The organism is Pseudoalteromonas aliena SW19 (genome assembly GCF_014905615.1).
Taxonomy (GTDB): Bacteria; Pseudomonadota; Gammaproteobacteria; order Enterobacterales; family Alteromonadaceae; genus Pseudoalteromonas; species Pseudoalteromonas aliena.
In genome coordinates this window covers 317,123-334,114 of sequence record NZ_AQGU01000025.1, presented here as the reverse complement: position 1 = coordinate 334,114, position 16,992 = coordinate 317,123, and the positions used below count along the sequence as shown (strand labels likewise).

General features: G+C 37.8%; 19 protein-coding genes and 2 pseudogenes. 13 read left to right on the top strand and 8 right to left on the bottom strand.

What is annotated here, in order from left to right:
- Nucleotides 1-7 precede the first annotated feature (7 nt).
- The 3 genes and pseudogenes from PALI_RS07055 to PALI_RS07045 all read left to right on the top strand — a co-directional run bounded on the left by PALI_RS07055 (nt 8) and on the right by PALI_RS07045 (nt 3,152).
- Nucleotides 8-373, top strand: coding sequence for a hypothetical protein (locus PALI_RS07055; RefSeq protein ID WP_226894512.1), 366 nt, complete (start codon nt 8-10; stop codon nt 371-373).
- A gap of 213 nt (nt 374-586) precedes the next feature.
- Nucleotides 587-2,132 (top strand): annotated as a pseudogene (locus PALI_RS20410) (transposase).
- 252 nt (nt 2,133-2,384) lie between these two features.
- Entirely contained in the window at nt 2,385-3,152 is a 768-nt protein-coding gene (locus PALI_RS07045) for a hypothetical protein (RefSeq protein WP_193155390.1), read from the top strand.
- A gap of 34 nt (nt 3,153-3,186) precedes the next feature.
- On the opposite strand, the pseudogene PALI_RS07040 reads toward PALI_RS07045, so the two are convergent.
- Nucleotides 3,187-3,926, bottom strand: a pseudogene (locus tag PALI_RS07040) (transposase); the annotation flags it as partial.
- Nucleotides 3,926-5,106 (bottom strand): IS3 family transposase gene (locus tag PALI_RS07035; protein ID WP_193155388.1). Its coding sequence is split into 2 segments (ribosomal slippage): nt 3,926-4,848 and nt 4,848-5,106, totalling 1,182 coding nucleotides; the frame shifts between segments, so codons are not numbered across the junction. The gene PALI_RS07035 and the pseudogene PALI_RS07040, both read right to left, overlap by 1 nt.
- 47 nt (nt 5,107-5,153) lie before the next feature.
- Here PALI_RS07035 and PALI_RS07030 point away from each other — a divergent pair.
- Nucleotides 5,154-5,471 (top strand): class I SAM-dependent methyltransferase, encoded by a 318-nt coding sequence (locus PALI_RS07030; protein WP_226894509.1) that lies wholly within the window; start codon nt 5,154-5,156, stop codon nt 5,469-5,471.
- Nucleotides 5,472-5,606: 135 nt separating this feature from the next.
- Here the strand turns inward: PALI_RS07030 and PALI_RS07025 are convergent, their stop codons facing one another.
- Together PALI_RS07025 and PALI_RS07020 are read right to left on the bottom strand one after the other, a co-directional pair.
- Nucleotides 5,607-6,434, bottom strand: coding sequence for a phytanoyl-CoA dioxygenase family protein (locus tag PALI_RS07025; RefSeq protein ID WP_193155387.1), 828 nt, complete (start codon nt 6,432-6,434; stop codon nt 5,607-5,609).
- A 183-nt stretch (nt 6,435-6,617) separates the two neighbouring features.
- Entirely contained in the window at nt 6,618-7,532 is a 915-nt protein-coding gene (locus tag PALI_RS07020; protein ID WP_193155386.1) for a LysR substrate-binding domain-containing protein, read from the bottom strand.
- Between the two features lie 287 nt (nt 7,533-7,819).
- Here PALI_RS07020 and PALI_RS07015 point away from each other — a divergent pair, with 287 nt between their 5' ends.
- From PALI_RS07015 to PALI_RS06995, 5 genes are all read left to right on the top strand, one after another.
- Complete coding sequence (locus tag PALI_RS07015; protein ID WP_193155385.1) at nt 7,820-8,419, top strand: isochorismatase family protein; 600 nt, start codon at nt 7,820-7,822, stop codon at nt 8,417-8,419.
- A 77-nt stretch (nt 8,420-8,496) separates the two neighbouring features.
- The gene (locus PALI_RS07010; protein ID WP_193155384.1) at nt 8,497-9,174 is read left to right on the top strand and encodes a pirin family protein; all 678 of its coding nucleotides are present in this window, start codon (nt 8,497-8,499) and stop codon (nt 9,172-9,174) included.
- Nucleotides 9,171-9,722, top strand: coding sequence for a hypothetical protein (locus tag PALI_RS07005; protein ID WP_193155383.1), 552 nt, complete (start codon nt 9,171-9,173; stop codon nt 9,720-9,722). Before PALI_RS07010 ends, PALI_RS07005 begins: the two co-directional genes overlap by 4 nt.
- Nucleotides 9,723-9,761: 39 nt before the next feature.
- A complete protein-coding gene (locus PALI_RS07000) occupies nt 9,762-10,328 on the top strand; it encodes a hemerythrin domain-containing protein (RefSeq protein ID WP_193155382.1) in 567 nt (188 codons plus the stop codon).
- A gap of 162 nt (nt 10,329-10,490) precedes the next feature.
- Nucleotides 10,491-10,985: a DUF5071 domain-containing protein gene (locus PALI_RS06995; RefSeq protein ID WP_193155381.1), complete on the top strand. Its 495-nt coding sequence runs from the start codon at nt 10,491-10,493 to the stop codon at nt 10,983-10,985.
- A gap of 115 nt (nt 10,986-11,100) precedes the next feature.
- Here PALI_RS06995 and PALI_RS06990 read toward each other — a convergent pair whose 3' ends face one another.
- The 3 genes from PALI_RS06990 to acuR all read right to left on the bottom strand — a co-directional run bounded on the left by PALI_RS06990 (nt 11,101) and on the right by acuR (nt 13,267).
- Nucleotides 11,101-11,517, bottom strand: coding sequence for a VF530 family protein (locus PALI_RS06990; protein ID WP_193155380.1), 417 nt, complete (start codon nt 11,515-11,517; stop codon nt 11,101-11,103).
- 72 nt (nt 11,518-11,589) lie between these two features.
- Nucleotides 11,590-12,582 carry an acrylyl-CoA reductase (NADPH) gene (gene acuI / locus PALI_RS06985; protein ID WP_193155379.1) on the bottom strand — a complete coding sequence of 331 codons (993 nt, stop codon included), beginning with the start codon at nt 12,580-12,582 and terminating at the stop codon, nt 11,590-11,592.
- A 49-nt stretch (nt 12,583-12,631) separates the two neighbouring features.
- Nucleotides 12,632-13,267, bottom strand: a complete 636-nt coding sequence (gene acuR / locus PALI_RS06980) for an acrylate utilization transcriptional regulator AcuR (RefSeq protein ID WP_193155378.1) — start codon at nt 13,265-13,267, stop codon at nt 12,632-12,634.
- A 408-nt stretch (nt 13,268-13,675) separates the two neighbouring features.
- On the opposite strand from acuR, the gene rmf reads away from it, so the two are divergent.
- Nucleotides 13,676-13,846, top strand: a complete 171-nt coding sequence (rmf, locus tag PALI_RS06975) for a ribosome modulation factor (protein WP_002960897.1) — start codon at nt 13,676-13,678, stop codon at nt 13,844-13,846.
- Nucleotides 13,847-13,942: 96 nt separating this feature from the next.
- Here rmf and fabA read toward each other — a convergent pair whose 3' ends face one another.
- A complete protein-coding gene (fabA, locus tag PALI_RS06970; RefSeq protein ID WP_193155377.1) occupies nt 13,943-14,458 on the bottom strand; it encodes a bifunctional 3-hydroxydecanoyl-ACP dehydratase/trans-2-decenoyl-ACP isomerase in 516 nt (171 codons plus the stop codon).
- 203 nt (nt 14,459-14,661) lie between these two features.
- Here fabA and PALI_RS06965 point away from each other — a divergent pair, with 203 nt between their 5' ends.
- Genes PALI_RS06965 through PALI_RS06955 form a run of 3 tightly spaced genes read left to right on the top strand, consistent with a single transcriptional unit; the run spans nt 14,662 to nt 16,800 of the window.
- On the top strand, nt 14,662-15,519 hold the full coding sequence (locus PALI_RS06965) for a 6-carboxytetrahydropterin synthase (RefSeq protein WP_077537915.1): 858 nt from the start codon (nt 14,662-14,664) through the stop codon (nt 15,517-15,519).
- Entirely contained in the window at nt 15,512-16,363 is an 852-nt protein-coding gene (locus PALI_RS06960) for a M23 family metallopeptidase (RefSeq protein ID WP_193155376.1), read from the top strand. Before PALI_RS06965 ends, PALI_RS06960 begins: the two co-directional genes overlap by 8 nt.
- A 5-nt stretch (nt 16,364-16,368) precedes the next feature.
- Nucleotides 16,369-16,800 carry an acyl-CoA thioesterase gene (locus tag PALI_RS06955; RefSeq protein ID WP_138585269.1) on the top strand — a complete coding sequence of 144 codons (432 nt, stop codon included), beginning with the start codon at nt 16,369-16,371 and terminating at the stop codon, nt 16,798-16,800.
- The last annotated feature ends 192 nt before the right edge of the window (nt 16,801-16,992 follow it).

Genomic DNA, 16,992 nt, shown 5'->3' with positions numbered 1-16,992 from the left:
GGAGTGTGTGGCGCTTGAGTCTCCCCTAGATCAGGATGAGAGTATTGAAATTATCAATATTGATTTTGATATTGAGACTTTAGTGGTTACCGTACAGATTGACGGCCAGCGGATTGACCTTTCTTTTGATAGCCCTGCTGGCTTCCGTGTTTTAGATGAGGGTGACTTGCTTGAGTTCTGGCCGTCATGCTCAACAAATAATGGCTGGCTATACAAAATATCTTGTAGTGGCTGGCTTGATCAAGAGAGGAACCGAAAGGGGTTCCTTTCGTCTAGCAATTCTGACTTAATCGAATTCTTTATTGTTGGTTGTAATTACTGCGTTAATGTTTTGGCCTGGGAGGCTCCAAGTGTCTATGAAAGTATTCGCTAACAAACGCAGGCAGCAGATTCCAGTAAGCGTCACCCGCTTTGCAAAGAGCCGCAAAGCGGTCGCCACTTTCTTTCACTGTTGCTGCGGGCGTTGAGGCTGTAGAATTACTCTTTTTAGGAACGTATTCTACTATTTCAAATTGATTGCTTTTTAACCTTGAATCCATCTGTTCGCTGTGATCTAATAGATATTATTCACCCACGGTAAACTGTTATGGCTAACTACAAGCCTGACTTATCCTGTCAAAATAAATTCATTCCTATCAATTTCGCTGAGCAAATTCTGCCTGGCACTTTTGAGTATGCCCTTTGTTATATTGTCGAAAATAAACTCGATTTATCGGGATTTGACGCGTGGTACAACAATGACAAAACGGGCGCGGCGGCGTATCCACCTTCGGTAATGCTAAAGATTATTTTACTGGGCTATGCACATGGTTTGATCAGTAGCCGTCGGATTGCAAAGGCTTGCGAGCATAATATTTTATTTATGAGTGTGTCGGGTGATATCCAGCCGCATTACACATCTATAGCGGGTTTTGTGGCTAAAATGCATGAACAGATTGAGCCGCTTTTTACGCAAGTGCTGATGATATGTGATGAAGAAGGCTTGATAGGCCGTAACATGTTTGCCATTGATGGGTGTAAATTAAAGTCCAATGCGAGTAAAGAGTGGAGTGGCACATTCGATGAGTTAGGTCGCAAAAAAGCAAAACTAGAACGCGCAAGCAAACGTATTATTGAACGCCACCAATCACAAGATGGGCTGGGCGAAGAATTGATAACTCAGGATTTAAAACAAAAAGAAAAGCTAGATAAAAGTGCAGGTAAAATTACCGAGTTCTTAGCCACTCACAAAGAAAAAATAGGCAGTAAAGGCAAGCCTGTTAAAAGTAATATCACTGATCCAGATAGTGCGAAAATGACCACGTCAAAAGGGACAATTCAAGGCTACAACGGCATCGCGATTAATGACGATAAACACCAAATCATCCTGCAAGCACAAGCGTGGGGCTCAGTGGGTGAGCAACAAACTCTACAGCCAGCTGTTAAGCAATTAAAACAACAGCTCGATAAATTAAACACTGACAAACCCAAAGACGAGTACACGATTAAATTTTAAATTCACCGCAGACAGTGGGTTTAACAGCGAAGTGAACCTTGAATATATGGCGAAAAGTGGGTTCGATACCTACATTGCGGATAACCAATTTAGAAAACGAAATCCGCTGTTTAAAGACAGCGAAACATACGAAACAGAGCAAGAAAAGCGTCGACTAAAACGCAGTAAAGGCAAGCCACGATTATTTACCTCAGACGATTTTCATTATGATGAGGCAACGCAAACATGCCGCTGCCCTGCTGGCAATACCATGTGGCGAAGCGGGGTCAATGTAAACAGCCATAACCAGCAATACACGCGATTCTGTGGTTATTTAAGAGACTGTAAAACCTGCCCACTACAACAACAATGCATGCGAAAGCCACCCATTAAAACGGGGCGACAGGTGCAGTTTATAAATAATGAATCACGCAAAAAGCTAAGCTATATCGATAAAATGAAAGTTAAAATAGACAGCCCAATCGGACGACGACAATACAGCAAACGGCTCGGCTGTATTGAGCCGGTGTTCGGGAACATTACAGTGAATAAAGGGATGAATAAATTGACCTTACGGGGTCAAGCGAAAGTGAATGCGCAATGGCAATTGTATTGCCTTGTTCATAATATAGAAAAGCTACAAAACACAATGCATTAAAGAGAGGCAACCCCTTTCAAGCCAAAATAAAGCCACTGAAACACCCGTAAATCCTTCCAAAACGCCAGTTAAAACAATACCAAACTCCCACTTTATATTCTGCATAAAATACAGTAATCGATTGAATCAAAATAGGAACTCAGCTATGGTTTGTTTATCAATAAAAATAAATAAAAAAACGAGTTAATCTACAGGCTCGTTAGCTTTAAATATCAGAATTTGGCATATGTTTAATAGAATTAAGGACAAAAATTGAAAAATGTAATAAAAGAGTTTGAAGAGGCATCACCACTTTCAAAATTAGCTACTTTTGCTGATATAGCAACTATTTTGGGGGTCTCTGTTGCCACATTTGTGGCTGGACCTTTTTTGAGTGAAGTTACAGGGGTTGGATTTAGTGGCCCAGAATTTATAGTGGCTATACTTGTTTATTCTATTTTTGTAATGATTTTAGTGGGAATTTTTTTAGTGCTTTGGAATGGGATAAAGCTATACCGCTTAAACAGTGAAACTTCAACAGGGGATGGTATTGTATATACCTTCACATTTTTAATACTAATAGCAATATATGCATCTGTTATGTCTCCACTAAAAGGATTTATTGGAGACATAACAAATAATAGATACTTATTGCCCCTTTCAGCAGCTAGGGCTGTAAATAATATCGAAAATATCACAATTGAAAAAATTGGTGAAAAGTATGCAATTAAAGGAACAGTTTCTTTTAATAAGGATATAAATCCATTAAATTACATATCTGCCTTTTACATGTTAGATCAAAAAGAAGGCCTTTATATTCTCCATTCTGTTAAAAACTCTGAATCGTTTGAGATTAATTCTAATGGGGGCTTTGTGATACCAGGAATTGATTCTCAAGAGCAATTAAAAGAAGGACGCTTAGTTATTTTTAGAGAGAAAGATTCGCAATTTGGCGTTTATGATTTTCCTAACAATTTAAGTATTGTACCCAACAATGAACTTAGTCAGATTGAAGTTTATTCATTTCCCATAAAAAATTAAAGCTAACAACACGCCCTGAGGTGGGCAGCAAGTGCTAAAGCTCACTTTCCACCGCAAATTTTAACAGCGGTGATCCCTTACTTTTCAATGCAGCCCTTACTTTTCAATGCAGTTAAAGTAAGTTGATTCATCGTAGGGCGTATGTGTTTTCCAGCACCTAAATAGGATTCGTATCCACTTAAATGCCAATGATCTGATGATGGTATTATGGGGTTTTCCTTTGGCTTCTTGCTGCCAACTATCGTGGCCAAGTAACGATGCTTTAGCCCAAAATGAATAACGTACAGATAATCCTGCCCATTCCACAAATGTTTGCCTTAAAAATTTAGTGCATGAGTACCGCCAGTGTATCCATTCCTTTTTGCCACTGCGTTCGGTAACAGGGGCAATGCCTGCGTATTTTTGTATGTCAGCGGCGCACTTATAGCGGTCACGATTTGACCCCATAGCGGCTAATAGTCGAGGTGCTAATTGTGGGCCTGCACCTGGTAAACTATCAAAAATAGCGCGATCTGCATGTTGCTTATAAAGTGTTTTAATTTCATCATCAAATCGTGTTATTGCCAACATCAGCTGTTTAAGTTGCGGAACGAGGCATTCAATAAGCAATAAGTTTGGCGTGATCACCGCCATATCATCGGTGAGTATTTCTGCATCCTTTATTTCTTTTATCCGCTTTTCATTAATGAGTGGATAGCGGGAATTATGTTGATTAAAGAAGTCGACTGTTTTGAGCCTGCTTTCCTTTAAATAAAAAGCGCAATATGTAGTGGTCAACTAATTTTGGCCACAGTTTTAGAATCTTGATATCTAACCTCAGATTCATTTGGCGCTAAACCGGCATTATAATGATGCGGCCTAACATTGTTGTAATATCCATTTATGTAATCGCTCACGCTATATTTAGAGTCTATAAAGTTTCCATATCCAACCTTTGGCATCCATTCTGTCTTAAAACTTCTAAAAAATCGCTCCATTGGCGCATTATCCCAACAATTTCCACGTCTACTCATACTTTGTGTCATTTTATAGCGCCATAAACGTTGGCGATATTTTAAACTTGTATAATGGCTACCTTGGTCTGAATGGAACATGAGTCCTGTCGGTTTCCCTCTGCTTTCATATGTGAGTTCAAGCGCTTTTAGCGTTAAATTAGTATCTGGCGACAACGACATTGCCCAGCCAACCACTTTACGTGCAAATAAATCAATAACGACGGCTAAATAAGCCCAGCGATTGCCTGTCCAAATATACGTCACATCACCGCACCACACGGTATCTGGTTCAACAACATCAAACTGTCTATCAAGCAGATTTGGGATTTCAAGGTGTTCATTACCACCGCGTTTATATGAATGTTGAGGTACTTGGCAGCTTTCAAGCTTTAATTTAACCATTAGCTTAGCTGCACGATAACGGCTCAATTCAAAATCATTGTTCGTTGCTATCGCTGCGATTGTCCGTGCACCTGCTGAACCACCACTCATCGCATGTATTGCTTTTACTTCAGCCTCTAACCTTACTTGCTCAGGTGTCGGCGTTGTATCGCGTATGGCCCAGTATTTATAGCTGCTGCGATGCACATTGAATACGCTGCATAGCACACTAATTGGATAACGCTCTCGTTGATTCAATTTCTCAATTAATGAGAATTGTTCAGGGAGTCGGACATCAAGAGAGCGGTAGCCTTTTTTAATATATCCTTTTCTAATTCAATGCGTTGGATTTGTTTTTTAAGTTCGCGGATTTCAATTTGTTCGGGCGTCATTGGTGACGCTGTGGGTGTCTGGCCATTGCGTTCTAGCTTTAATTGAGTAACCCACTTACTGACGGTTGATTTACCCACCCCCATCGCTTTGGCCGCTTCTTCTTGTGTATAGCCTTGGTCGACTACAAGCTGAGCTGTTTCTAATTTGATTGCCGCTGAATACGTTGCGCGTTTTAATTTCGTCATTTTTTCACCCAAATTTGTATGCTTATTAGCATAACATTTCTTTCTTAATGGGTGGCCAAAATCACTGTACCACTACATACTTACGTGATTGTAAAAATGCGCTTACTTTTGATGGCGTTCTCGTACTCAATATTTGCCATACGAAAGTTGGACAACGAGAGAAGTTTGACCAATTGCTTGATAAAGAGTTTGAAGGACACATTCTTAGTTTTATGATAGAAGGTGGTAATAAAATTATTTTTGCATTTAACAATAATATACCTTCATTGAGTAAAGATGAATTATTTGATAAAGCAATCGCGTTACAAAGAATAATAAATGTACCAATGACACGTTATGCTGAACTGTTATTTAATCACGTTTAATAAAAACAAGTGACAATAACTTTAGTGGTTTAATTTGCAGCAGACGTTTGGTATTTAGGCAAGGCAGAGCCTATGGTGTTGTTCCCCATAAATAGGCGATAACGCAGCATAAATGCGCAAATATAAACAGAGTACTCATTTGGTAAACTCGATACAATATTCTGCCGCCTCCATTTGTATTTGCGTTTCATAAAAATCACTGGGTAGCTGTATATCATGTTGAAGGTGTTTTGCGCTGAGTGTTTGTATGTTCTTCATGAGTGCTTGGCGCTTTTTAATCCATTCATTTGGAAATATCGGATTATTGGTAAGGTGCGATAAAGCCCTAAATTCAAAGTATATAGTTCTGCGTATTGCTTGGGCTTCCTGCCTTGCTGATGAATGAACTGTATTTACATGATGTATTATTACGTCTCCTGCACAGGCTGTAACATCTAAGCTCTTTAACTCCGAATTTGTTAACTGGCGTTTTATATCGCACACACTTAATGGGCTACAATGAGAGCGAGGGATCACCTTTAAAGCCCCATGTTCTGCTTTTGCGTCATCTAAATATATACCTACAGTTATAATTGGTGTTTGCGTACTTACGGGCATATCACGGTGCCAATCAAAACCGTGCGTATCTTGTGAATGCTTAATTACAATTGATTCATAGGTCGGTAAAGCGGGTTCACCAATTAAAGCTTCAACGTAATTCATGAGTTTAGTATGTGCTAATAAGCAAGCGAATTGAGGTTTAAACAGAAAGAGTGAATTGATACGCGATATATATGGGGTATCCGCATTTTGGGTGATGGCAATATTATCGAGTGATTGTCCTAAAAAGTAGTGTGACTTTGCCTCATCATCTAAGTATTGACAATAATTTTTAAGTTTAGCAATTGTACTAGGTTCAATTAATTGTTTAATTAATACAAAGCCTTGCTGTTTAAACTGTTCTGATACCAAGTTAGATTGCATATTAAAAATTTCCTTTTAGTTACAAATACCTATACTTATTAGAAGGATAATCTTCGCTTAGCCATTATTTCTAAGTTTAGCTTACTAAAACTAAATAAAAAAGTTTTGAGAGTTACATTAACATCAACTACTAACAGTTAAAACACTACATTTAATCAATGTATTATAATACTCGTAGATCTTTTAACCTGAATTTTTGTTAAATAAGCTTTCCATTCTAAATTTCGTCGCTATGAAATCTAAAAATACCCTTAATTTTGGCGTCATACCTTTTCGACTTGGATATATGGCATGTAGCTCTATATTTGGACTACTCCAATAGTTTAAAACAGTTTGTATACTTGAAGAGTATGGCTCATCTTTTACTAAATAATTGGGCAACATTGCTATACCAGTATTTTTAAAGACCAGCTCTCTGGCAATAGTAAAATCATAGACCACAACTTTATTGTTTATAGGTATATTTACAGTCTCTTTTTCATGGCCTTCCAAGATCCAATTGTTTGATTGAAGATTGTTACTCATTGTAATGCACTTATAATTAATAAGATCTCCTGGTGATTCAGGCTGTCCCATATCTTTAACATATTTAGTACTGGCGTAACACTTAAGTTGAGTAGAACCTAAATATTTAGAAATAAGGGAAGAGTCAGCAAGTTCGCCGACGCGTATAGCAAGATCAAAGCCCTCGTCTATTAAATTAACCAACCTATTTGTCGTTAATAACTGAATATTAATATCGGGGTAAGCTTGCAAAAACTCAGCGAGTAATGGGCCAACTAAATGTTGACCGATAGTTACAGATGTATTTATTCGTAAAGTACCTTTAGGCTCGCCTATAAACTGACTCACAGAAATTTCAGCCGATTCGGCTTCTTCGATGATCCGTCGACAATATTGATAGTATATGCTGCCTACTTCTGTGAGTCTGAGCCTTCTTGTGGTTCGCTCTAATAAGTGAGCACTCAATGATGTTTCAAGATCTGCTATGCGACGACTGATTGTTGATTTAGGTATTTGAGTTAATTCAGCCGCCGCAGTAAAGCTGCCAGCATCAACTACATGAGCAAATAGTGACATATCATTATAATTGGTCATACGATTGTTTCATAAGTGAGATTATCATCTATATTACTCCATTTTTATTGATGCACAATAACCCATCATTTTTTTGCTTTAGAGCGTGTTATAAATATATTAGTAATGCCAATCCTTATTTTACTTAACCGGCATTATTTTTTAACTGCAGTACGTAATAAATTAATGAGCTTTGATTGTTCCATTAATGAAACAATTAGTCTCATTATAGGCTATTTATCTCTGTATATAATCAGTCTAATCTAGCTACTAATGTAAACAATAACGATAGTAGATGGAGAGAAATAATGGCACATAAAAGATATAACTCAGACAATGCGGTAATGCTTTTAATTGATCATCAAGTAGGGACTGCGGGTTGGATGAATTCTGGGCCTGTAGAAGTAATGAAGCGAAATACACTGGCACTTGCTAAGGCAGCTGCAGCACTAGGTATGCCGGTTGTATTAACAAGCAGCATGGAAGCCGATGCTCAGGGTTCTTTATTTCCTGAGCTTGAGCGTATTATTCCAGACGCTTTTGCAGCGCGTGTTAAAAGACTGGGAACAGTTGATTGTATGGCAGATCCAGATTTCAATGATGCTGTTAAACAAACAGGTAGAAAAAACTTGATCATGTCAGGGTTATTAACCGAGGTTTGTGTACTGTATCCAGCATTAAGTGCAATTGAAGAAGGTTACGAAGTTCAGGTAGTGGCAGACGCTTCAGGGTCAGGTACTAAAGTAGGTGATGATATTGCTTTAGATCGAATAAGACAGTCAGGGGCCTATGTAGCAAGTACCATTCAGATCTTGTCTGAGCTAGTCGAAGACTGGTCAACAGGAGCAGGTCCAGCAGTAATGGAAGTGTTAGGTGAGCTATATGCTGCAATAGCTGAAGAAAATTAAGCTATTATTTTAAGGCATAAAATATAAAGAGCTTATTTTGTGCCTTTCTAATTTAATTAAATATAAAGAGGTCGAAAATGAAAATTTTACATCGTGATGATTTAAAACTTGGTGGCTTTGCAGGTCTTAAAGAACATCGATTAGTAATGGATAATAGCGCCTTTTCAGGACGATCTAATCCTGGAACTTGGCAAGGAATTGGGCGTTTCATTTATTTAGCAGATGCGCAGTTTAATCCCTTAGGTGATACCACTATGCATAGCCATAAAGAAGTGGATGTTATTTCTGTTATGGTTAAAGGGCGTGTTAGTCATGAAGGGTCGCTTGAGCACGGTCAATCATTAGAAGCAGGGCAAGTACAAGTACAGCGTGCTGGCGGGCAAGGGTTTTCTCATAATGAAATAAATCCGGATAAAACTAAAAATAGGATGATACAGCTATGGGTATTACCTGAAAAAGCAGGCGCTTGTGCAGACTATAAGTTTTATGAGCTTCCTAATGAAGGCATGATGCGAGTTTATGGAGGAGATTCGAGCAACGATGACACATTTAGCAGCCGGACGCTAATTGATGTGGGTTATTTAGCTGCGGGTAAAAAAGTTAATATTCAGCAACCTTTTCTTATGTATATAACAAAAGGCAGTGGCTCTGCGAATGGTGAAATGATTACTGAGGGGGATTTAGTAAAAGGCGATAGCTTACAGCTGGATATTAAAGAAGATACTATGATCATTCTCATCAAGGAAATCATATGACAATTACCAATAATAACAAACAAGTAACTGTTATTGTTCGACACAATGTTAGGCCAGAAAAACAAGCTGTTTTTCAGTGCTGGCTCGAAGGAATAGAGAAAGCTTGTCAATTGTTTAGTGGTTTTATTGGTACCGACGTAATAAAACCACTAGATGAGAATAAACTACACTATATTTGTATTTTTCGATTCGATAATTTTTTAAATCTTGAGCAATGGATGGCATCAAATGAACGTGCACAGTGGCTTGCTAAGTGCATAGAGTTTAGTGATATTGTCCCAGAATATGAGCACTATCAGCATCATGGTATGGATATTTTACTAGGTAGCAGTCAAAATGAAGCGGGGCAGAAAATGTCACCATTAAAAATGATACTAATGACCATATTGGGTCTTTCGCTACCAGTACATTTTATTCCAGGTATAGTTGCCTCATTCATTGATACTTCTGTTGTAATAACGTTGACCTCATTGACTTTAATTGTTCCTATAATGGTACTTTTTATTATGCCACTACTCGTTAAATTATTTGGTAGATGGTTATTTTAGCCATTAACGGTTGCCATACCACATTATAGAACTTGCAAGATGTCAATTGACTTTACACAGGCTGATTTTGATGTCACTAAACGTCGGGAACTGCCTTTGTTGATTAAAAAATCACTCATTAATATTGAAAGAGGAAAATGGCATTTTCACCCTAAATACCATGGCAAAGCTCAGTTTTTTATTCATTATCACGAAGGGTTGATGTACACGTCATCTCAAATATTAAAAGCTTTAAAATCATTGTTAGAAAGTCAGATAGCACAGTTTACAATAAGATCTGAATTGAAGAAAATTGAAGCGCTATGTTATCAATTATTTGAAAATGCTGAACGTCATCACTTAATTGAAGATCACTCTTATTTTCCTGGGTTTAAAAAGATTGAGCCAAAGTTAGCTGCAGGTATAGACTTATTAGAGAATGATCATAAACGCTTGTCAACGGCATTATTTGAACTCAAAATATCTCTTAATCAGAGTTTATTAATGGGTTTTAGCTATTCTACCATTGGTAAGCTTTATCAAAGAGCTGAAACAGTTGATCTAATTTTAACTCAACATTTGTATGATGAAGAGGAAATTATTATTCCTATCTTTCTTAAATATTAGGTTCTTTGATTTGACGCTAATTTAGTGGTTCGTGCTTGTAGTTATTTTCTATATATTTATGATGAAGAGCTTAAATAGTTGCCCTATTAACGCATATAACTATTTAGCTAAATGCTATTTTGTCATACAGCTGAATAATCAAGCATATAAAAAGGAATACAAATGACTAATAAAATATTAGATAAAGGGGATCAAGCGGCAGTAGATGAAATTATTACTATAGGTTATCCGCAAAACACGGAATACCTAGACGAGTTATTATCTTGGACATGCGATCCTAATTGGCCTATTGCTGGCCCAATATATCAATATTTTATAAAGCTTGGCAAAAATGAAGTCGAAAGGGTACTTGTTGCAGCAAATAAAGCCGACAATGACTGGAGATATTCCCTTATTATTCAAATAATTTCCTGCTACGACGATGAAACATTGAATGAATGCGTAAACGATTTAAAAAAATGGGCATCAGCAACAGGCTCCGATGAATGTGATTTTGAAGCAATACGTGTTTTAACAGATAGAGAACTGATCCCAGCCGACGAAATAGCGCAGATAGCAAAGAGAAATCTGTTTGTATATAACATCTGGATAAAAGAAACACTTGAGGCTGCAAATAGGGCTCTCTATTCACTTCCTTTAGCTGAACATAAACTCTAAACTTTTATTTGCAATAGTATGATTATCATAATAAATAGACAGAGTGAGAATGAATTTAGTGTTATTAGAGTGCTGTAAACTACAGCAGTTCTAATAACATTAAGCTGAAACTATTTTAGTTACCCCAAGGGTTACTAGAATTAGAGCGTTGTTTACGATCGCGAGCACGTTGTTTAGTTTCTTTCTTTTCTATAATTCGCTTCGCATCAACAAAACTAAGTTCACACGGTTCACTAGGTTTATGATCCGCTGGGATAACACGGTCACGTGGGGGGAGTTCATATTGAACATCGTCAGGCTTAGGCAAATTTTTAAGACGGTATAGGTAAAAATTATCTACTTTCTCTTGTGCCCACTGTGTTTTACGTAAAAATTTCACCGCAGATTTTATATCGGGGTTATTTTTAAAACAGTTAAGTTGTAAATAAGCGTGCAGGAGTTCCCACCCGTATTGTTCAACCAGCTCTTCAACCACTTGTTCTAATTTTACGCCTTGCAGTGGGTTATTACTGAAAAGTTCTTGGTTGCTCATAGGTGTTACCTCGTTATTAAAATATAAATTGTATTATAAATTTAATAAGGAGGCTTTAACAGTGCAAATAGCTCAACTTTGGCAATTAACTACAACGCGACCTCTAATTTTACCTTCCATAAGTCGCTCTGCGTTATCAATTACCTGTTCTAGCGTTATTTCAGTCGAAATTTTATCTAAATAATCAGCGTTTACTAATTTAGCTAAATGATCCCATGCCTCGATTCTATCTGCTTTAGGGCGCATTACGCTATCAATACCAATAAGTGATACACCACGTAAAATAAAAGGTGCAACTGAGGCAGGTAAATCCATACCTTGTGCAAGTCCGCACGCTGTAACTACACCACCATATTTTAATGAAGCACAAATGTTTGCAAGTGTGTGGCTACCGACAGAATCTATCGCTGCAGCAAAACGCTCTTTTTGTAATGGTTTACTAGGGGTCGAGAACTCATCGCGGCTAATGATTTGTGTTGCACCTAGCTCTTTTAAATACTCGCTTTGATCTAACCGTCCTGTTGCAGCGGTTACGTTGTAACCAAGTTGATTTAGTAAATAAATAGCAAAGCTGCCTACGCCACCATTAGCACCTGTTACCAGTATTTCGCCAGACTCTGGCGTAATACCTTGTTTTTCGAGCGCTATCACGCTTAGCATGGCGGTATATCCTGCAGTGCCTATTTGCATAGCTTGTTTTGGGGAGATCCCGGCAGGTAAGGGGATTAACCAGTCGCTATTAAGTGCTGCTTTTTGTGCAAGTCCGCCCCAATGTTTTTCACCCACGCCAAAACCGTTTAAAATTACGTTATCGCCGTTTTTAAATTCATCGCTGGTAGAATTTGTAACAATACCCACTAAGTCGATACCGGGCACCATTGGGAAGCTTCGTACTACCGGCCCTTTACCTGTAATCGCTAAACCATCTTTATAATTAAGCGTGCTGTATAGAACGTTTATAGATACGTTTTCGTTTGGTAAATCACTATGTTCGATAGTAGATAATAAGGCGCTGTAGTTATTATCTTCTTTATTAATAACAATGGCTTTAATTGGCTTATTCATGGGATATCCTTTTAGACCGATCGTCTTTTAACTGGCAAATAAAAACGCATTAGGTTAATAATGCGCGTAAAAACATTTCTGTATATAAAGTAAGTGGGGTATTTGATTTTGTGAGCTTGGCACGCATAACTGCGCCTTCCCAGCCTATCCAAAAATATGCGCTCATTAGGTGTGTATTTACGCTGTTTGCAATAGTGCCTTGTTGCTTCGCTTGATTTAAGCATTCTTCTACATGATTTTGCCATGTGGTGTAGCTTTGCATTAATCTGGTTTTAAACTCATCACTCAAGTGATTGAGTTCTTGATTTAAATTGCCGACTAAACAGCCTCGTTTGTAATCGTATTTTTTCATCCCTTTAATCGCACTTTGGGTAAAATTAACAATTCGCTCAAGTGGGGGGACATCTTCTTGCTGTAAATAATGGGTAAGCTTGGCAATAAAATAACTGTCGTATGCATCGACCAATGCAATACCGTAGGCTTCTTTACTTTTAAAGTAGTGATAAAAAGAGCCTTTCGGCACCGCTGCTTTTTTTAAAATGGTATCTAGCCCTGTAGCGCTAAAACCAAATTCGGTTAGGGTTTCTAGGCCCGTGCGAATAAGTAACGCTTTAGTATCGGCGTTATCTCTGGCTATTTTAGGTGGGCGACCACGGCGTACAGGTATTGATGTATTTTTATTCATGAACTTATATTAGACCGATCGACTTTAAATAATCAAGTATAAAGTTAAATTGTTTAAAAAAAGTTCACATTGCAATAAATCGATAATCAGAAATAATTGCAATAAAAGTGTCACGATTACATTTTTATTTGGAACTTACTCAAAACACACGAGTCGTAATTTATGTACTTAAGTACATTTTAGCGATTATTAAGTCGTATTTTATTTCGCATAAAACCGGTCAAATTAAATGTTGTATGACCACTTACTTTTTTAAATGTTAATTCATTTTTGCATCAGCAGCTTAGTTAAAGTCAAACACTTTAATTGCTTTTATGATTTGAATTTTACATTTTTATTAACTATTCATTAAATGTAGATTTCACTAATGCTACACAATATATAAATAAAAAGGTGAGGATATTACCGATGAAGAGACAGAAAAGAGATCGTCTAGAAAGAGCTCATTCTCAAGGTTTTAAAGCAGGCTTAGCAGGTCGCTCAAAGGAGCTATGCCCTTATCAACAAGTAGATCCCAAATCGGAGTGGTTAGGTGGTTGGCGTGAGGCGATAGAAAATCGCAACATGTACAAAACATAATAATCTATAGTCGAATTTAAGCAAAAAGGCCTCCACGTTGGAGGCCTTTTTGTTTGTGCACTAAATTTACAACCTAAACAGTTTAAGTTGAGTCATTTAAAACGCGCTAGTGTCTTGGAACAAGCCCACTTTTAAATCTTTAGCTTCGTAAATTACTCGGCCATCGACTTCTACAGTGCCATCAGCAACACCCATAAATAATTTACGTTTAATAACGCGTTTCATTACAAGGCGGTAAGTTACTTTTTTATTAGTTGGTAAAATTTGGCCAGTAAATTTAACTTCACCTACACCTAGCGCACGGCCAAGACCTGGTCCACCAGACCAACCTAAGTAAAAGCCAACCAGTTGCCACATAGCATCTAAGCCTAAACAGCCTGGCATTACTGGATCGCCTTTAAAATGGCAATCAAAAAACCAAAGGCTAGGATCAATATCAAGCTCAGCAATAATTTCGCCTTTACCATGAATACCGCCATCAGCAGTAATAGAGGTAATGCGATCCATCATTAACATGTTGTCGCTTGGTAAACGGCAGTTACCTTCACCAAACATTTCACCTTGACCACACAGGATCAACTCTTCTTTTGTATAGCTATTTTTAGGTTCCATAACACTTATCTTCGCTTAGAAATTGCCAAGTACTTTAGCGTACACTTGTACGCTAAACAACTCGGAGCAGTTAAAAAATCAAAATATTGCGCATTAAATCATCAATCAAACAACTCGATTGGTTTTTGCTCTATAAAACCGCGCAATTACAATCAGAAATCATTATAATTAGCGCTGTCTTATAACCAGTCTAAAGGAAGTTTATGATCCTTTTTGTTAACTCACTAACTGTGATTGATTTTTCTTACTTATGTAACAAACGCGGCGCCGTTGGCGAGAGCTGGATTGTTGATTTAACTTTGCACGGTAAACTTAACAAAGAGTCTATGGTTTTAGACTTTGGTTTAGTTAAAAAGCAAATTAAAGGCATTATAGATGAGTGTATCGATCACCGTTTAGCAATTCCTACAGGCCTTAATGGCACAGTGTCTGCGTTTGATGAGCATAAAACACTCGACTGCACATTTGGTGAAAACAACCACTTAGCGATGAGCGCTCCTCATCAAGCTTATTGCATGATTAACGCAGACGAAGTAACGGTTGAATCGGTGACTGATTTTTTAGTTGCCACAATTTTACCAAAGCTGCCAGATAACATTGAAAAAATTGAGTTGTCTCTTAAGCCTGAGCATAGCCAAAGCTTCTATTATCATTATAGCCATGGCCTTAAAAAGCATGACGGTAATTGCCAGCGTATTATTCATGGGCATCGCTCTCAAATAGGCATAAGCCTTGATGGTATTTCTATGCCGCGCTTACAAAAAGAATGGTCTTTAAAGTGGCAAGATATTTATCTAGCCACCAGTGAAGATCAAATTAACGCACCTGATTTAAAACACATTACAGCCAAAGTGGATGATGTATGTTTTGCTTATACATCGGCACAAGGCTATTTTGAAATGGCTATTAGCGAGTCTCGTTGCGACATTTTACCAGTAGATACCACTGTAGAATGTATTGCTGAACATGTAGCTGGCCAAATTAAAGCCCAATATCCTGAAAAAGCTGTAAAAGTGACCGCTTATGAAGGTGTCGGAAAAGGGTCAATTAGTTATGTTTAAAACACTTTTAGCAACAGCGCTTGTTGCCTCTGCTAGCTTTAGTGCTATGGCGCTTGTTGCCTCTGCTAGCTTTAGTGCTATGGCGCTTGAGCTAAAAGGGCATTTAACACAAGGCGGTTTAGTTACCGGTAAGCTTGAAAACGCAAAGTCAGTTAGCCTAAATGGTGAAAATTTAAAACTATCGGCACAAGGTGATTTTGTGTTTGGTTTTGGTCGTGACGCTGATACTACTCATACTTTAAAATGGGTAGATAACAGGGGTAAATTGCATTCTCATCCGATAGCTATTACTAAGCGCGACTATAAAATTGATAAAATTACCGGCGTAGCCAAAAAATATGTATCTCCGCCTAAAAAAGTTAGCGCCCGTATAAGCCGCGAAGCGGTGGCTGTACGAAAAGCGAGAGAAGTAAACTCTGATTTACTGTACTTTTTAGACCCTGTGTTAAAGCCTGCAGAAGGGCGTATATCGGGTGTTTATGGCAGTCAGCGTTATTTTAATGGTGAGCCTCGTCGTCCGCACTTTGGTTTAGACATTGCAAATAAAACTGGTTCACCTGTGTATGCACCAATTAGCGGTACGGTGGTATTTGCTGAGCCTGATTTATATTACTCAGGCGGTACATTAATTTTAGATCATGGCCACGGCATTACCTCCACATACATACATTTGAGTAAGCTTGATGTAAAAGTGGGTGACAAAATTGAACAAGGCAATAAAGTAGCTGAAATTGGTGCAACCGGCCGTGTTACTGGCCCTCACTTAGATTGGCGTTTTAACTGGAAAGGCGAACGCCTTGATCCTGCATTATTAATGCAAGACACATTAGCAAACAAAAAGTAGAATTTATGACTGACATAAATCGCGATGCAATAATTGCACAGCGTATTAAAGATTCAACCACATCAGTAACAAAAACCGTATTTCCTGGGCGTACTAACCATCACAATACATTATTTGGTGGTGATGCACTGGCATGGATGGATGAGGTTGCATTTATAGCAGCGACTCGTTTTTGTCGTAAACCTTTGGTAACTATTTCATCTGATAGGGTCGATTTTAAAGAGGCAATACCAGCAGGTACTTTTGCAGAGTTAATCGCTAAAGTCGTACATGTAGGAAATACCAGCTTAAAGGTAGATGTAGATATATTGCTAGAAACAATGCATAAAGACGACAAGCATTCAGCCATTAGTGGTAGCTTTACGTTTGTTGCAGTGGATGATAATCACAGACCGACACCGGTAGTGTGCGATAAAATGATCTATGGTTTTGAGTAATTTAGAGCTTTAAATACATGATAAAATAAAATTATATAAGCACCAATTAAGGTGCTTATATAAAAAACCAAAAAAGAACACATCATACTAATTTATACTAAATATAATCTCAACAGCGATGTTAATATTAACGACTAAAGTAATCAGAATAGAAAGCTATTAATTGATAGGGCTGAGAACTGTTAGTAGTGA